The organism is Bradyrhizobium sp. USDA 3240 (assembly GCF_054063295.1).
Map to the genome: position 1 here is coordinate 2752654 of NZ_JBSSGD010000002.1, position 15822 is coordinate 2768475.

Below are 15822 nucleotides of genomic sequence, written 5' to 3' on the forward strand. Positions count from 1 at the left end.
CCATGGATTGCTTCGCTTCGCTCGCAATGACGTGGATAGAGCTGTGCACGGTGCCTATCGCGCTTCAAGCGACGCAGATGTCAGCCACCGCCACCTTCTGGAACAGATGCGGCGACGCCACCGCCGAGGTCGGATAGGCCGCGAGCTTGGCCCTGAACTCGGGGTTCGCAAAAGCGGCCCGGAAGGCCGCGGTCGACTCCCACACCGCGTAGTTCAGATAGGCCGGGCTGTCGCCGAGCGCGCGGTGCAGCTGGGTCGAGATGAAGCCGGGCTGCCGCTTCATGATGGCGGCGTCGGCCTGCCAGGCTTTCAGAAAGGTGTCCTCGTCGGCCGCATCGAGCGTGAAGATGTTGACGAGCACGATGTTGGTAGCCTCGACCGCGAGCTGGCGGTCGATCGGGAATGCGGGGTCGAGGGGACGCATCTGCGGCATGGCTGGCTCCGTTGATATGTTGCTATGATGTCATTTCGATCAGATGGATACATATGATCTATGACATCATAATGTCAATATCAACATATGGTGACAAATGCCGCAGACCAAGCGAACGCCGGCTGGCGAAGCCCTGAGCGACCTGATTCTCGACCTGTTCAGGCTCAACAGCCTGCTGTTCACCGCCGGCGACCGGATGGTGGCCGGACTTGGCCTGACCAGCGCGCGCTGGCAGATCCTCGGCGCCATCGTCACCACTGAGCGCCCGCAACCGGTCGCGTGGCTGGCGCGCGACCTCGGCGCTGCCAGACAGAATGTGCAGCGGATCGTCAACGACCTGCAAAGGGACGGGCTCGTCACCTTCAAGACCAATCCGCATCATCGCCGCGCCCAGCTCGTCGTGCTGACCGAGAAGGGGCAGCAAAGCTTCGACGCGGCGATGCGCCTGCAGCTGCCTTGGGTGAACGGCCTTTCCGACGGGCTGTCGATGAAGGACCTCGAAGCCACCAGCCGCGTCGTCAGCACGCTGCGCGGCAGGTTGGAGAGCGGCCAGGAACCCGACGACCGCGCATGAGGGCGATTCTGGAAGCGCCGCCGTTAGGCGGCCTTCTTTTTTGGCCAATGACACGGAGGTTTGCTAGTTACGACGGACCCGATTCTGCCCTTCGAGGACTTATCGTATGCGCGCGCTCCCGCTCCTGCTGCTCGGTCTTGCCGTCGCCTCGGCGCCTGCCCTCGCCCAGATGAAGCTGCAAACCAAGCCGGCACCGTCGAATGGCCCCGAGACGCGCTATTTCACGTCGATCGACGGCCTGATGGACGGCAATGCCGACGTGGTGCTGAAGGAAACCCGCCAGGGCAAGACCGTGACCGCGGCCGTGCTCGACGTCTGCTATCCCGCCGACAAGAACTCGGACCGCAAGGACCGCTTCGTCGCCAGCCTCACCGTCAACGGCCAGACGCTCTCCGGCACTACCCAGAGCGTCGCCGACAAGCAACCGATCACGGTCAAGCTGAACCGCAAGCAGTCCGGCGACAGCTTTGAGTTCCGCGGCCAGATCACGATCGGCCAGACCGTCACCGAGGTCGCCTCGACGGACAATTCCGATCTCAGCGAGAAGGAATTCCAGGACAACCAGGCCACCGAGGACGGCATCACGCCGCAGCCGAAGGATTTCACCGACGTCTCGCCGGAATCGATCGCGGTGCGGGTGAAGCTCGATGCGGCGGCCGATTTTCTCAAGAGCCTGAAGGGCGAGGCCGCCGAGATCGGCACTTCCAGCCTCGCAGTGACCTGCGATGCGATGCGCTCCGGCGAGCAGACCCTCAACCTCACCGTCGATCCCGAGCACGCCGGCGCGCTGCTCGCCAAGGTGAAATCGACGCCCGGCGTCACGGCAGCCGGCTGGACCAGCGGTGTGGTCGAGATGGACCGCACCATCCGCTTCGCCGCCGCGGACTGGCGCGATGGCGACAAGATCAACAAGGACAAGCTCGCAACCGCGATCGCGGGCGTGCTGGCGAAGACGCTTTCGGCAAAGCCCGCCTCGGCGACCTGGAACGCGAATACGGGCAAGCTCAAGCTGGTGCTGAAGCGGCCGAGCGCGATCTACCCTGCACTCGGCCTCACCCAGAATTACGAGGTCACCGCCCTCGTCTCACCCGACAAGCCCGGCAGCTCCGACAAACTGATGCTGTGGGTCTCGAGCCCCACCGTTTCGACGTCGGACGACAGCGCCGGCGCCAAGCTCAATCTGTCCGACGATTCCAGCAGCGACGAGGAAGGCACCGAGGCCAAGGACGACAACGGCGCGATCGACGCGCTGCTCAAAGAGTTCAAAGGCCAGCGCTGGGACGCCGACAAGTCGGTGTGGCGCTGAGGTCGGCGCGCCGCTGATTCAGGCTGCCCTCGTCTTCAGCGTCACCACGTTGTTGCGCGCCATCTCGGGAGCTGCGTCCGGGCCGGACTGAAGCATCCCGTCGCTTCTGACGAACAATTCGGAACGAAGATCGATCGCGGTGCGATCGAGCAGCGCCCGCAGCTCGGGACGAAGTCCGTCGCCGCGCAGCGCGGCGATCGCATCGAAGTTGCGCATGATGTTCTCCTGTGTGATCGCGAAGAGGTTTCGCGTTCGTGTTGCGCGCGCCACCCGCTTCCCGATTGCGCGGCGACATCCGAGAAGCGGCGCTAAGCGCCATATCGACCAAGCGGAATCTCGTCTGAACGCCGACGCCACGCCCGATCTGGAATCGGGTGGCACGACACCCGTCTCAAGATGCCTAATGCGTTCATCGACACAGCGCCGGTCGCGATACCGGCAACACGCAAATGGAGACGATCCGATGTCAGATGAAAACAAGAGCATCGTAGGCCGGTGGTTCGAGGGCTTTTGGGGAAACCCATGGAATCCGCGCATCATCGATGAGCTCGCGACACCCGACATTGTCGTGCACTACCCGATGCACGAACCGAAGAAGGGCCGCGCTGCGGTCACGCAATTCATCACCGAGTTTCGTGAAGCGTTTCCGGATCTCAATTTCTGGGGCGTCGGCGATCTCGTCGCGGAAGGCGATCTCGTCGTCGGCCGCTGGGAAGGTGGCGGTACGCACACCGGGCCTGCCTTCAGCGACTTCCGCCTCGGCTCGCTGCCCGCGGCCTCCGGCCGCAAGATGACGTTCGCCGGCACGACCGTGCTGCGCGTGCGGGACGGACGGATCGCCGAGGAGCTCGGACAGGAAGATGCGCTGACCGCCATGCTGCAGCTCGGCCTCATCCGCTTGCCTGAACAGAGTGGCTACGCCGGGTGAACCGGCGCTTCATCGACGATCGCATCATCACTACCCGAACGCGCTTACTGCGCGTTCGGGTAACGCAATTGACTGGCGCGGTGAACTTGAAGGTCTCTAAGCCGTAGGCTTGCTGGAGGCATTCCAATGTTGCTGCGCCGGCTTGGCATCTCCCGATGCGGCGCCGGCGCAACCTCTCCGCAACAATTGTGCATCAAGCCGGAAAGATCAGGCACGTCGTCGTGCCATGCGCGAGCAATCGCCCCTTCTCGTCGGTCACCCTGCCCTCCGCGGTGCCGACGCGGCGACCGCAATTGAGCACATGGCCCTCGGCCCGGATGAGCCCGGTGTCCGGCGTGATCGGCCGCACCAGCGAGATCTTGAATTCGAGCGTGGTCTGGCTCGTTCCGGCATCGAGCGTCGACTGCACCGCAAGCCCCATGCAGCTGTCGAGCAGCGTCGCGGTGAGCCCGCCATGCACGGTGCCGGCCGGATTGAGATGCGCATCCGTCGGCAGCAGCGTGACGACGACGCGGCCGTGCTCGGCCTCGGTGACGTCATAGCCGAGCGTCCGCGCGATGGTGTTGAGCGGCAACGCGCCAGAGGCGAGCCCCTGCACGAATTCGAGGCCGGTCATCGCAAGTTTCTGTTCGGCACTGACGGTGCCGTAGCTCTTGGCCATTGTTGATCTCCTTCAGGCTCATTGCATCGTGATTTTTTGCCGCCGCTTCCGTCGCAGCGACGCGGGCGAGCGGCCGTAGAGTTTTGCGAATGCGGCGTTCATGCGCCGTGCGCTGGTGAAGCCGGCGCGGTGCGCCACCAGGGAGAGCGGGAGATCGCTGCCGTCGATCAGGCGCTTGGCGCGCTGCACGCGCAGCGAGAGTGCGACCTGGAGCGGCGAGGCTTCGAGATGCTCGGCGAACAGCCGCGACAGATGCCGCGCGCCGATACCGAGCCGATCGGCCAGCGCTTCGACATTGCCGCGATCGAGTGCGCCCGCTTCGATCAGCGCCAGCGCGCGCTCGACCGTCGTCCTGGTGCCCTTCCATGCCGGGCAGAACGGCGCCGCCTCGGGACGGCAGCGCAGGCAGGGCCGGAAGCCGGCGCGTTCGGCCGACGCGGCGCTGCCATAGAACCGCACGTTGCGGGCGAGCGGCGTGCGCGCCCGGCAGACCGGGCGGCAATACACGCCGGTTGTCCGGACCGCGACGAACACGACGCCGTCCCAGGCCGGATCGCGGCGCTGAAAGGCTGCATACTGTGCGGCGAAATCGAGCATGCAACCGCTATAACGACGCCGTCGCGCCGCGACGACCCGCTTTGCGGAGACGGCGTCCGGAATCGACCGCTTGGGGCTAGAGACGCTTGGTCATGAACAGGCTGAGCGGATCCGGCGTGTACTCCCCGAACGGCGCACACTCCCGGTAGCCGGCGGCGCGATAGAGCCCGATCGCCTCCGGCTGCCGAATTCCGGTCTCCAGGGCGCGATCTTCCGGTCGCGCGCGGCGTCTTCCAGCGTGTCGAGCAGGCGGCGGCCGAGCCCGAGTCCCCACGCGTCGGCACGCACGAACATCCGCTTCATCTCGGCGTGCTCTGGCGCGATGCGGCGGAAGGCGATCGACCCGAGCACCTCCCCATCGCGCCGCGCGACGAGGAAGACGGTGTCCCGGGGCGGCCCGCGTCTCGACGGCGGCGAGGTGATTGCTGTCAGGCGGGTACAGCACCTGCATGTGGGCGTCCGACAAATCGATCAGCTGCCGCACATCGGGCTGCCGCGGGTCTTCGGCGGCGATGCTGATGTCAGGCTTGCGCATCTCTAGGCCCAATGCAGGGTCGACCTCGCGATTGTCGGCCGCCCTCACCGTCCCGTCAAACTACGGGGACTGCGACCAAAAGACTTCGTGCTGCCGCAGTTCGGTCACCGAATATTAAGGCTCGATTTAGTTTCGGGGATCATCCTTTGCGTCACCGAACACGGGTCACGCCATGCAAGACCGCGAGCCGATCAGTCCTGGGAGCATCTGGCCAACGGATGTGACGGAGGGTCATTCGCCGGCGCAGACGGCGGACCTCTGGGACGTCTCAGGCGAAAATCACGACGCCACCCTGCTGCTGCGGGAGCCGTTTGCCGACCGGATTGGCACCGCGCTGCTGGCAGCCACGGCATTGGCCGCAAGCTTCGTGCTGGGATGGACCGGCGGCGCCAACTGGCATGACTTTGCAGCTCCCGCCCCCGTCCCGGTGGCCCAGAAGGAAGCGCCTGTTCCGCACGTTGCGGAGGCGCCACCGAGCCGAAAGAGCGAGAGCCCGCGCCGGACCGCCTCCAACGCCGAGCCCGCCGTCACCGGCAGCATTCCCAAATCGGTAGCCAATCCACGCCCGCAGGTGGTCGGCGCCGCGCCGACGACGCTGAACGCGCAAGCCATGGCGCTAGGGCCGAAGCAGCCCGCGGCGACGCCCCCCGAGACCCGGCCGAGCACCATCCCCGGCTGGTCGGTGGTCGAAGTCCGCGACGGCACCGCCGTGCTCGAGGGGCCGGAAGGCGTCAAGATGGCCGCACGCGGCGACGTCGTCCCGGGCCTCGGCCGCGTCGATTCCATCGTGCGCTGGGGCAATCGCTGGATCGTCGCCACCGCAAGCGGATTGGTCGCGACGCCCTGAGCGGCGACGCGATGTGCGTTAGTTGCTGTTGATCACGAAACGCAGCGACTTGCTGCCGATGAACGTGACCTGATCACCTTGCCGTCGCCAACTCGTCGTGTGGCCGAGGGCTGCCAGCAGATCCTTGTCGGCCTGCGCCCGGTCCGGCGTGCAGCTGCGGTTCTCCATCCCGCCGGGAACGAACACGATGGTGTTGCCGGCAACCGAGAACTGGCCCTTGCCGCCGTCGCACCACAGCTCGAGAATTACCTCGCCATTGTCGCCGACCTCGATCGAGGGAATCCGCTTGGAGCCCGGCATGCGCGCGGCATCGAGCGTCATCACGAAACCGAAAGGGAATTCTTCCTGGGCCTGCACCGGCCTCGCACCAAGAGCCGCTGCAGTCAGCGCCAATGCGGCCATGCCGCCGTTCAGAATCCGCTTCATCGAGATCATGCCATTCCCAGGGTCGCTTTTGAGCATGATCTATTCGGAAAACCGGCTTCCACTTTTCCGGATCATGCTTTGACGCCGCCCTTGTATGGGACGAGGCCGCGATTGGCCAGAATGGCGGCGGGAGAAAAAGCGCTTGAAAAAGCAAAATCCCCGCGGGCTCGCACCCGCGGGGATCTCCGTTTGGGCGACGCCTCGCCTCGTTATTTCAGAACCATCGCTGTGAACGGGTAGACATAGGCCTGCAGGGTCACGAACAGACCGACCAGACACGCCAGCACGATCGAGTGCAGGAACACGTAGCGCAGGATCGAACCCTCGTGGCCGTACCAGTTGGTCGCGGTGGAGGCGACCACGATCGATTGCGCGTCGATCATCTTGCCCATCACGCCGCCCGAGGAGTTCGCCGCCGCCATCAGGATCGGCGGCAGGCCGAGCTGCTCGGAAGTGATCTTCTGCAGATTGCCGAACAGGATGTTGGACGAGGTGTCCGATCCGGTCAGCGCCACGCCGAGCCAGCCAAGCAGGGTGCCGAAGAACGGGTAGAGCACGCCGGTCGCGGCGAAGGCGAGGCCGAGCGTGGCGTCGACGCCGGAGAGCCGGGTCAGCGTACCGATCGCCAGCATCGCCGAGATCGTGATCAGCGAGATCGCGCAGAGGCGGATGGTGCGGCCATATTCGGCGATCAGCTTGAGCGGCGAGAAGCCCATCAGGAGACCCGAGATGATCGCGGCGATCAGCAATCCGGTGCCGGTGAACGACAAATAGGTGAAGCCGAACACCGCACCTTCCGGCGTCGGCTTGGCCACCACCGGCGGCACCTTGAAGATCAGCTTGTCGAGGTCGGGAACCGGATAGTTCCAGACGAAGTTGGCATTCGCCCAGGCCTTGAAGGCGCCGTTGCCCCAGATCAGCATCAGGATGCAGACGATGATCCACGGCAGCAGCGCGCTCCACAATTCGCCCTGGGTCAGCGGCGTCTTGTCGAGCGGCTTGGCGGCCGCCATCGTCGCCGCCGATTCATCGCGGCCGCGCAGCGCGGGCGACAGCCAGAGCTGACGCGGCTGCCAGACCTTGAGGAACAGAATCAGCGCGCCCATCGAGATCAGCGAGGCGCCGATATCGACGATCCAGGGATTGATGTAGTTCGAGATCACGAATTGCGGGACCGCGAACGACACGCCGGTGACCAGGATCGCCGGCCACACTTCCTTCATGCCGCGCCAGCCCGCGAACGCCCACACCACCCAGAACGGCACGATCAGCGAGAACAGCGGCAACTGCCGGCCGACCATGGCGCCGAGGAGGTAGGGATCGAGTCCGGTGACCGAGGCAAGGCCCTGAATTGGCGTGCCGAGCGCTCCGAAGGCGACCGGGGCGGTGTTGGCGATCAGCGATAGGCCGGAGGCTGCGAGCGGCGAGAAGCCGAGCCCGATCAGCACCGCGCCGGTGATCGCGACCGGCGTGCCGAAGCCCGAGGCGCCCTCGAAGAAGGCGCCGAACGAGAACGCGATCAGGAGCAACTGCAGGCGGCGATCCTCGGTGACGCCGCCGACCGCGCGCTTCAGCAGCTCGAACTTCCCGCACCTCACCGTGACCTGGTAGAGGAAGATGACGTTGAGCACGATCCAGCCGATCGGGAAGAACCCGGTGACGATGCCGAGGATCGAGGCGCGGATCGACATCCCGGCCGGCATCGTGAACACGAAGATCGTGATCAGGTTGGTCACGATCACGGCGATGATGGCCGCGATATGCGCCTTCACCTTGCCGCTGGCGATCAAGACCAGCAGCGTGACCACGGGAATGGCGGCGGCTAGCGTCGACAGCCCTGCATTGCCCAGCGGATTGTAGATTTGATTCCAGGTGCTCATCTCGGGATCCTTCCCACATTCTTATGCAGCGCCCCGGCCTTGCGCGCAGGCAGGCGCGCTGGTGCGATTGCGGGAGTCCGTCGGAAAGATTGCAGCCCCGGCTCGCGAATGAACGATCGGTAAGGATCGCTCACATCCTCGCGAAATTCGAAGGTCCCCCGCCCCTCGCCGTTGTCGTCATGCTAGGGTTGACTCGCTTGCCGGGACAAGCCAACGCTTGCATGCCAGGCCTACGACTTTAGTCGAGGTGCACTGCGATTGTCCCGATTCTTCAGGCCGTTGCGGCCGCTTCCCCGGAGACGATAATCTGTGAACAACATTCGCTCGACGCTCGCAACGGTGTGGCGCATCGCCTCGCCCTATTTCAACTCCGACGACAAATGGGCAGGCCGCGGGCTGTTGGCCGCGGTGGTGATCCTCGAGCTCGCCGCCGTCTTTCTGACCGTGCTGTTCAACCGCTGGAACAATGTTTTCTACAACGCGCTGCAGGAGCGTGATCAGGCGGTCTTCACCTATCAGATCGGCTATTTCTGCGTGCTCGCAACGTTCTGGATCGGCCTGAAGGTCTACCAGCTCTATCTCAATCAATGGCTGCAGATCCGCTGGCGTCGCTGGATGACCACGCGTTATCTCGGCGGCTGGCTGCACGATTAATGCCAACCACTACCGCATGCAGTTGCTCGGCGACGCGGCCGACAACCCGGACCAGCGTATCGCCGACGACACCCAGCGCTTCGTCGAACAGACCCTGACGCTCGGGATCGGATTGCTGAGTGCCGTGGTGACGCTCGCCTCCTTCGTGTTCATCCTGTGGGGCCTGTCCAATCAGGCGCCACTGCATTTGTTCGGCAAGGACCTCGCGATTCCGGGCTACCTGGTGCTGGGCGCGCTGGTCTACGCGATCCTCGGAACGGTCCTGACCCATTTGATCGGCAGGCCGCTGGTCGACCTCAACTTCCGGCAGCAACGGTTCGAAGCCGATTTCCGCTTCAACCTGGTGCGGACCCGCGAGAACGCCGAGCAGATCGCACTGCTGCACGGTGAGCCGGCCGAGCGCACGCGATTGCTCGATCGCTTCGGTTTCGTGGTCGGAAACTGGCTCGACATCATGCAACGAACCAAGAAGCTGACCGCGTTCACCTCGGCCTATTCGCAAGCCGCCGTGATCTTCCCCTACGTGCTGATCGCACCGGCCTATTTCGCCAACAAGATTCAGCTCGGCGGCATGATGCAGACCGCGTCCGCCTTCAGCAGCGTGCAGGATTCACTGTCCTTCTTCATCTCGGCCTATCGGACGCTGGCCGAATGGCAATCGGTGGTCGCGCGTCTTGACGGCTTCGAGAAATCGATCCGCGGCGGCGATGCGCTCGCGCAGCGGCAGGACATCATCCACGTCAAGCCCACAGCCGGCGACACGATCGATCTCGACGATCTCCTGGTCACGCTCCCGGACGGCAAGCCGCTGCTCGCGGCTGACGGCTTCAGCCTTCGCGACAATGAACGAACCCTTGTCACCGGTCCCTCCGGCGCCGGCAAGTCCACGCTATTCCGCGCGGTGGCCGGCATCTGGCCGTTCGGCCGCGGCGCAGTCCAGGTCCCCGCCAACGCCAGCCTGATGATGCTGCCGCAACGTCCCTATCTGCCGATCGGCTCGCTGCATGATGCGGTGGTCTATCCGGGCCAGGCTGCGAGCTACGATGCGGGACGGGTCCGCGACGTCCTCGCCGCCGTCGGACTGCCGCAACTCGCGGCGCGGCTCGAGGAAGAAGCGCACTGGAACCGGATGCTGTCGCTCGGCGAGCAGCAGCGGCTCGGCATCGCCCGCGCGCTGCTGCATGCACCGCAATTCCTGTTCCTCGACGAGGCGACGGCCTCGCTCGACGAGCCGTCGGAGGCCGCGCTGTACCGACTGATCGCCGAGAAGCTGCCCGGCACCACGGTGGTCTCGATCGGTCACCGCGCGACGCTCAACGCCTTCCACCAGCGCAACGTGTCGCTGGTCCGCGACGGCGATCGCTTCACCTTGCGCGACAAGGTCAAGGCCGCCGCGTCGTAGGCGAGCCAACTTAGCTGCGAACGCGAACAGCCGGCCCGGAAGGCAGTCGGCTCCCTCTCCCGCTTGCGGGGGAGGTGCAGCCAGTCTGCCGCTTCAGTCTCGTCATCACCCGCGCCCGTAAAACAAAAGGGGCGGCAGATTGCTCTGCCGCCCCCCGTGATCCTCGGGTGAGGAAATTACTTCAGGTTGGACATCGCGGTCAGGTCGACCGAGAGCTTGGCGATACCGGCCGCGCCGCACCAGTTGGAGCCCGTGCCGAGCGGATTGATCGGGGTCACGTTGTTGGTGCCGCCCGCGGTGTAGTCGCTGGTGAAGGCGCTGCAATTGCCCTTCGACAGGTCGGTGTCGGAGTAGCGCAGATCGAGCGTGAACACCTTGTAGGTGAAGCCGATGCCGATGTTCCAGGTGTTGTAGTCGGCATACTTGATGCCGTTCGGGAACGCCGGGACGCCGTAGAAGCTGTCGGAGGTGCCGAGCCACTGCCGGCCGAACTCACCCGACACGTACATGCCGACGCCGCTGGTGCCGAACACGGTGCTCGGCGCGGTGTACTTGCCGATGATCGAGGAGTAGTTGCCCCAGGCGCCGGTGTTGAGGAAGTTTGGCGAGTAGTACTCGTTGATGGTGAACGCCCAGTTGTCGTTGATGGTCCAGGTCGCCTTGCCGTAGACTTCGAAGAACGAGACGTCCTTCTTCATGACGTTGCCGTTCGGCAGGAAGTTGAGGGCGCACTCGGCACCGACCGCCTTGCCGGCGGTGTCGAACGGTGCGCCGAAGTAGCAGGTTCCGCCCGGATACAGGTAACCCCAGACACCGATGTCGAAGGCAAAGGCGCCGAAGGTCGGGCGGATACCGCCGTAGACGTCGACTTCAGCCGCGGCGCGGTTGGCGAAGGAGATGCTTTCGGTCGAGGTGCCGATGTAGAGCTGCAGGTCCTTGTTGACGTTGTAGCGCGGCTCGAAATAGGCGGTGACCGACGGATTGTGGTTGGACTGGGTGACGCCGCGGAACACGTAGTCACTGACGATCCCGGCACCGAAGGCGATGTCCCAGGGATCGAAGGGAGCCGGCGGCGGCGCCTTGACGGCCTTCACCGCCATGTCAGCTGCCATTGCCGAGCTCGAAATCATTGCTAGCGCTGTTGCTAACAAAGCCAGTTTCTTCATGACGATCCCCATCTACTTTTCCAGACAGCCCAGCTCCGGTGGCCCCCCAGGGCGCGCGATAACGGACTGCAACTCAATCGCGTGCGTTCAATCTGAAACGCACCCCCATTTTGGAGAAGGCGAAAAGACATGCATCTGCCGACTTTTTAGGCGTTCTGGCAGTCTCGCCATACGTTGGTTGACGGGTGTTGCATTTGCACCACAAGACTGAGGCTCAAGTTCCGGTTGAACGACGCGCCCAATCCGGAATCGCGTAACGGTTTGACGCGCTGCGGGCGGCGCCGGCGGCGAATCGTGTCTCCGCAATACTACGGACCGCCGATACGGAAAAAGCCGCAGCGGCGTCCGCTGCGGCTTCGATCAGGTGAACCGATAGAAGGTTCGGCTAGTGGTGCTCGCTGTCGGAAGTGCCCCAGCTCGGCGTCGGCTCGTGGCTCGGCGTGGCCCAGCTCTGGGCCGGCTGCGGCGCAGGCTCGGGCGCCGGGGGTGCTGCGACCGGGGCGGCCGGCTTCGGCGCGGCGGCCTTCTTCGGAGCGCTCTTCTTGGCGGCCTTCTTCGCAGCCGGCTTCGCGGCCTTCTTGGGCGCGGCCTTCTTCGGAGCAGCCTTCTTCGCAGCTTTCTTGGCTGTCTTCTTGGCGGACTTCTTCGCCGATTTCTTTGCAGACTTCTTCGCGGCCTTCTTCGCAGTCTTCTTGGCCGACTTCTTCGCGGACTTCTTCTTCGCCGCTACCGCCTTCTTGGCCTTTTTGGCCTTCTTGCTTTTCTTCGCCTTCTTCGACTTCGCCATCGTGGTCCTCCTGTTGCCGCTGATTTGAGTCCACCGCGTATTGAAGTGATCGCTTGCCGGTCAGCAGCTGAACCTCGGGGAGAGGCACCCTCCACTTCGCTTGTCGGGCATGATGGCCGCGCGATCGCTTCGCGTCTGTGGCAGGGAAGCGCCGGTCCTTCAGTTTGCGTCAGGGCAAGGCTGGGGTCCGGATCATGCTCGAATGGCAGTCGATCAATTCAATCCTGGCCGGGGACCTCCTGTCGCCCAATCGAGAAGCTCAATCGTGTGCACCACAGGAACTGACGTACCGCCGGCAATCTGAACCATGCACCCAATATTGCCCGCAGCGATCATGTCCGGTTTGACAAGCGCAATATTGGCGACCTTGCGATCGCGCAATCTGCTCGCAATGTCGGGCTGGAGAATGTTGTAGGTCCCCGCCGAACCGCAACACAAATGGCTCTCAGGCACATCTTTCACCACGAATCCATTCTTGGAAAGCAATTCTTTCGGAAGTTGAGTGATTTTCTGTCCATGCTGCAACGAACAAGCCGAGTGATAGGCAACGGTGATGTCGCCCTTCTGCGTTGAAGGCGCGAGCTCGAGAGCTGAGAGATACTCGGTGATATCCTTTGCCAGCGCGGAGATTCGCTTGGCCGGCTCGGCGAATGTTTTGTCCTCGCGCAGCAGGTAGCCGTAGTCCTTGACAACTGTCCCACAGCCCGAAGTCGTCACCAGAATGGCGTCGAGCCCGTTCTGGTCCGCTTCCCTTTGCCACACCGAAATGTTGGCGCGAGCGCGCGCCAGCGCGTCGGCGTCCTGTCCCATGTGATGAGTCAGCGCGCCGCAGCATTGCTCGTCCTTGACCAGCACCACCTCGACGCCGTGCCGGGTCAGCACATTGATCGCGGCCTGATTGATGCGTGGCGCCAGCACCTGCTGGGCGCAGCCCTGCAGCAGCGCGACGCGGCCGCGCCGCCGGCCGGTCGCCGCAAACACGGTTCCCGCAGCCGGCCCCGGCGGCGGCAGACCGCGCGGCGCCAGCGCCAGCATCGCCTTGATCCGCCGCAGCAGGCCCGGGCTCGCCGCACCGACCGACGGCGTCGGCAGCAGTGCCGTGAACGGCCGGGCGAGCCCGGCCAGGATCATGCTGATCCGGAACAGGCCCGGCCGCGGCAGCACGTAGGCGAGCACCGAACGCAGCAGCCGCTCGGTCAGCGGCCGCTCGTAATCCCGCTCGATCCTGACCCGGGCCTGGTCGACGAGGTGCATGTAGTTCACGCCCGACGGACAGGTGGTCATGCAGGCGAGGCACGACAGGCAGCGGTCGATATGCTTGACCACGTCCGCCGTCGGCGGCTTGTCCTTCTCCAGCATCTCCTTGATCAGGTAGATGCGGCCGCGCGGACTATCGAGCTCGTCGCCGAGCAGCACATAGGTCGGACAAGTCGCGGTGCAGAAGCCGCAATGCACGCAGGCGCGCAGGATCTGGTCCGCTTCCTTGATGTCGGGATCGGCAAGCTGCGCCAGGCTAAACTCGGTCTTCATGCGCCCCCGCCTCGAATCATCCGGCCGCGGTTGAGGACCGACCTCGGATCGAAACTCGCCCTGATACGTTCGCCGAGCGCGGCAAGCCCGGCCGGCTGCGGCTGGAACACGTCGACCGCGCGGCGCACGTCCTCGGTGGCGCGGATCAGGGTGGCGTGCCCGCCGACCGCCTCGACCTGGCCGCGGACCAGCGCGACCTGCGCGTCGGCGCTCTGCGGTACCGCGGCCCAGATCAGCCCGCCGCCCCAATCGTAGATCACGTCGCCGCCGGTTAAGCGCGACAGCGCCTGGCCCAGCGCGCCGCCTGAGGCCGGCGGGCAAACGATGCGCCACACCGGCGAGGCCCCGAGCGTGCCGTTCGCGGCGAACGGCACCACGTCGCGTAGCGCGCTCCAGATCAAAGCCGACGCGTCGTCAGCGAGGCTGTCAACCGATCCATAGGACGACAATGTCTGGCTCAGCGAGGCCGCGCGGTGCGCCGCCGACGCCGAAATGCCCTCGAGCCGCACCAGCGTGACCGGCTGGCCGGAGGCTGCGAGGCCGGCGAGTGCACCGGTCCCGGACCGCAACGCCGAACCGGGCAGATGCGCCGCGCCCGACACGTCGAAGGGCGAACCGAGCGCTGCCGTCATCGCCTTGTTGGCGGCGACGTCGTCGAGCCCGCGCAGCACCAGCGTGCGCTCGGCTTCCGGCTTCGGCATCACCTTGAGCGTCACCTCGGTCATGACCGCGAGCGTGCCCCAGGAACCGGTGAGCAGCTTGCAGAGATCGTAGCCGGTGACGTTCTTCACCACCCGCCCGCCGGTCTTGAAACTGTCGCCGAACCCGGACACCGCATGCGCCCCGAGCAGGTGATCCCGGGCGCCGCCGGCCTTGATGCGGCGCGGACCGGCAAGGCCGGCGCCGATCATGCCGCCGATCGTGCCGGCTCCCGCGGTGCCGAGCAGCACGGACATGTCCATCGGCTCGAAGGCGAATTGCTGGTTCTTGGCGTCGATCAGCGATTGCACGTCGGCGAGCGGCGCGCCGGCCTGCACGGTGATGATCAGCTCGTTCGGCTCATAGGAGCTGACCGCGTTCAGCACCGAGACGTCGAGCACCGCATTGGTCGCCATCGGATGGCCGATGGCGCGTTTCGATCCATGACCAATGACCTCGAGCGGCTGCTCGCTGGCGACAGCCGCGCGCACCACCTCTTCGACGTCCTGGACGTCTCTGACTTTCAGCGTTTCCACCCGCTAGTCGGTAACGAAATTTGGCTCCGAGATCAAATGCGACGAACCCCACCGTCGCAACGTCGACGGAATGGCCCGGGAGCAGGGCTTGCCGCCCGACCGCGGCGGGAACGGCGGTCGGGCCGCCCTGATCGAGGTTTTGGCCACATCGCGCATCCTGCGTAAGCGGAGACGCAACACTTCGACCAATGTCGAACCATTTTCACGACATCGACATTTCGACCGTGGCCTAACCGAGTGCGCGGCACGATCCCCTATCTGTCGCGGTGCGGTTCGGCCGGCACGACGGTTGGCGCAAATCATCTGGAGGCGATCATGAAACGTTCGGAAGGCACGACCACGACGATGATGCTCACCCGACGATCGGCCATCGGCTCGTTCGCCGCGATCATGACGATCGCCGGCGTCTCGCCCTGGGCCGGATCGCAAGCTCGATCGGAGCAAAGCAACGGAGGAATGCAAATGAAGCACTATGCGATGAGCACTCGAACCATCAGCGATGTGATCAACACGTCAGGCCTTCTGGTGGTGGCGCAATGGGAAGCCAAGGAAGGCCAGGCCGACAAGGTCGCGGCAATTCTCGACGGTTTCCTGCCGGAGGCGCAGAAGGACCCCGGCACCAAGCTGTTCCTGATCGGCCGCGGCAAGGACAATCCGGCGCAATTCCTGTTCTACGAATTGTTCCAGGACGAAGCGGCGTTCAAGGCTCACGCGGAGAGCGCCTACTTCAAGACCTACATCGCGGAGCAGGCACTGCCGCTGCTCGCCAAGCGCGAGCGGACGCAATACGTATTGCTGTGAGCGACGGCGCCGCGGGGAGGATACCAATCCCTCCCCGCGCGCAGATCAGATCGATGCGCC

At 64.8% G+C, this 15822-nt stretch carries 15 protein-coding genes and 2 pseudogenes; 6 read left to right on the forward strand and 11 right to left on the reverse strand.

From position 1 onward, the window contains the following. Positions 1-64: 64 nt before the first annotated feature. Positions 65-433, reverse strand: coding sequence for an antibiotic biosynthesis monooxygenase family protein (locus tag ACVIGA_RS13765; protein WP_456666799.1), 369 nt, complete (start codon positions 431-433; stop codon positions 65-67). A gap of 97 nt (positions 434-530) precedes the next feature. Between ACVIGA_RS13765 and ACVIGA_RS13770 the strand changes: the two genes are divergently transcribed. Further along, positions 531-1007, forward strand: coding sequence for a MarR family winged helix-turn-helix transcriptional regulator (locus tag ACVIGA_RS13770; protein WP_456666800.1), 477 nt, complete (start codon positions 531-533; stop codon positions 1005-1007). Positions 1008-1113: 106 nt separating this feature from the next. Beyond that, on the forward strand, positions 1114-2313 hold the full coding sequence (locus ACVIGA_RS13775; protein WP_456666801.1) for a hypothetical protein: 1200 nt from the start codon (positions 1114-1116) through the stop codon (positions 2311-2313). Positions 2314-2331: 18 nt separating this feature from the next. Here ACVIGA_RS13775 and ACVIGA_RS13780 read toward each other — a convergent pair whose 3' ends face one another. After that, on the reverse strand, positions 2332-2529 hold the full coding sequence (locus ACVIGA_RS13780; RefSeq protein WP_456666802.1) for a hypothetical protein: 198 nt from the start codon (positions 2527-2529) through the stop codon (positions 2332-2334). Here ACVIGA_RS13780 and ACVIGA_RS13785 point away from each other — a divergent pair. Then, positions 2528-3241: an ester cyclase gene (locus tag ACVIGA_RS13785; RefSeq protein ID WP_375776956.1), complete on the forward strand. Its 714-nt coding sequence runs from the start codon at positions 2528-2530 to the stop codon at positions 3239-3241. The two genes, ACVIGA_RS13780 and ACVIGA_RS13785, sit on opposite strands and share 2 nt — an antisense overlap. A 193-nt stretch (positions 3242-3434) precedes the next feature. On the opposite strand, the gene ACVIGA_RS13790 is transcribed toward ACVIGA_RS13785, so the two are convergent. The 3 genes and pseudogenes from ACVIGA_RS13790 to ACVIGA_RS13800 all read right to left on the reverse strand — a co-directional run bounded on the left by ACVIGA_RS13790 (position 3435) and on the right by ACVIGA_RS13800 (position 5034). Beyond that, positions 3435-3902 carry a PaaI family thioesterase gene (locus tag ACVIGA_RS13790; RefSeq protein ID WP_456666803.1) on the reverse strand — a complete coding sequence of 156 codons (468 nt, stop codon included), beginning with the start codon at positions 3900-3902 and terminating at the stop codon, positions 3435-3437. 18 nt (positions 3903-3920) lie between these two features. Further along, positions 3921-4499, reverse strand: a complete 579-nt coding sequence (locus ACVIGA_RS13795) for a bifunctional transcriptional activator/DNA repair enzyme AdaA (protein WP_456666804.1) — start codon at positions 4497-4499, stop codon at positions 3921-3923. A 76-nt stretch (positions 4500-4575) separates the two neighbouring features. Then, positions 4576-5034: pseudogene (locus ACVIGA_RS13800) on the reverse strand (GNAT family N-acetyltransferase). Between the two features lie 220 nt (positions 5035-5254). Between ACVIGA_RS13800 and ACVIGA_RS13805 the strand changes: the two are divergent. Further along, positions 5255-5881: a hypothetical protein gene (locus ACVIGA_RS13805; protein WP_456666805.1), complete on the forward strand. Its 627-nt coding sequence runs from the start codon at positions 5255-5257 to the stop codon at positions 5879-5881. An 18-nt stretch (positions 5882-5899) separates the two neighbouring features. On the opposite strand, the gene ACVIGA_RS13810 is transcribed toward ACVIGA_RS13805, so the two are convergent. After that, positions 5900-6283, reverse strand: coding sequence for an META domain-containing protein (locus ACVIGA_RS13810; protein ID WP_456670805.1), 384 nt, complete (start codon positions 6281-6283; stop codon positions 5900-5902). Between the two features lie 233 nt (positions 6284-6516). Continuing rightward, positions 6517-8187: an L-lactate permease gene (locus ACVIGA_RS13815; RefSeq protein ID WP_456666806.1), complete on the reverse strand. Its 1671-nt coding sequence runs from the start codon at positions 8185-8187 to the stop codon at positions 6517-6519. Positions 8188-8496: 309 nt separating this feature from the next. Between ACVIGA_RS13815 and ACVIGA_RS13820 the strand changes: the two are divergent. Then, positions 8497-10243 (forward strand): annotated as a pseudogene (locus ACVIGA_RS13820) (ABC transporter ATP-binding protein/permease). Positions 10244-10419: 176 nt separating this feature from the next. Here the strand turns inward: ACVIGA_RS13820 and ACVIGA_RS13825 are convergent. From ACVIGA_RS13825 to ACVIGA_RS13840, 4 genes are all read right to left on the reverse strand, one after another. Then, positions 10420-11409 carry a TorF family putative porin gene (locus ACVIGA_RS13825; protein WP_223967116.1) on the reverse strand — a complete coding sequence of 330 codons (990 nt, stop codon included), beginning with the start codon at positions 11407-11409 and terminating at the stop codon, positions 10420-10422. A 385-nt stretch (positions 11410-11794) separates the two neighbouring features. Further along, the gene (locus ACVIGA_RS13830) at positions 11795-12196 is read right to left on the reverse strand and encodes a histone (protein WP_456666807.1); all 402 of its coding nucleotides are present in this window, start codon (positions 12194-12196) and stop codon (positions 11795-11797) included. 213 nt (positions 12197-12409) lie between these two features. Continuing rightward, positions 12410-13726: a glycolate oxidase subunit GlcF gene (gene glcF, locus ACVIGA_RS13835; protein ID WP_223967114.1), complete on the reverse strand. Its 1317-nt coding sequence runs from the start codon at positions 13724-13726 to the stop codon at positions 12410-12412. Further along, a complete protein-coding gene (locus tag ACVIGA_RS13840) occupies positions 13723-14961 on the reverse strand; it encodes an FAD-binding protein (RefSeq protein WP_456666808.1) in 1239 nt (412 codons plus the stop codon). Before ACVIGA_RS13840 ends, glcF begins: the two co-directional genes overlap by 4 nt. A 315-nt stretch (positions 14962-15276) precedes the next feature. Between ACVIGA_RS13840 and ACVIGA_RS13845 the strand changes: the two genes are divergently transcribed. Continuing rightward, the gene (locus ACVIGA_RS13845) at positions 15277-15762 is read left to right on the forward strand and encodes a putative quinol monooxygenase (protein WP_375776965.1); all 486 of its coding nucleotides are present in this window, start codon (positions 15277-15279) and stop codon (positions 15760-15762) included. The last annotated feature ends 60 nt before the right edge of the window (positions 15763-15822 follow it).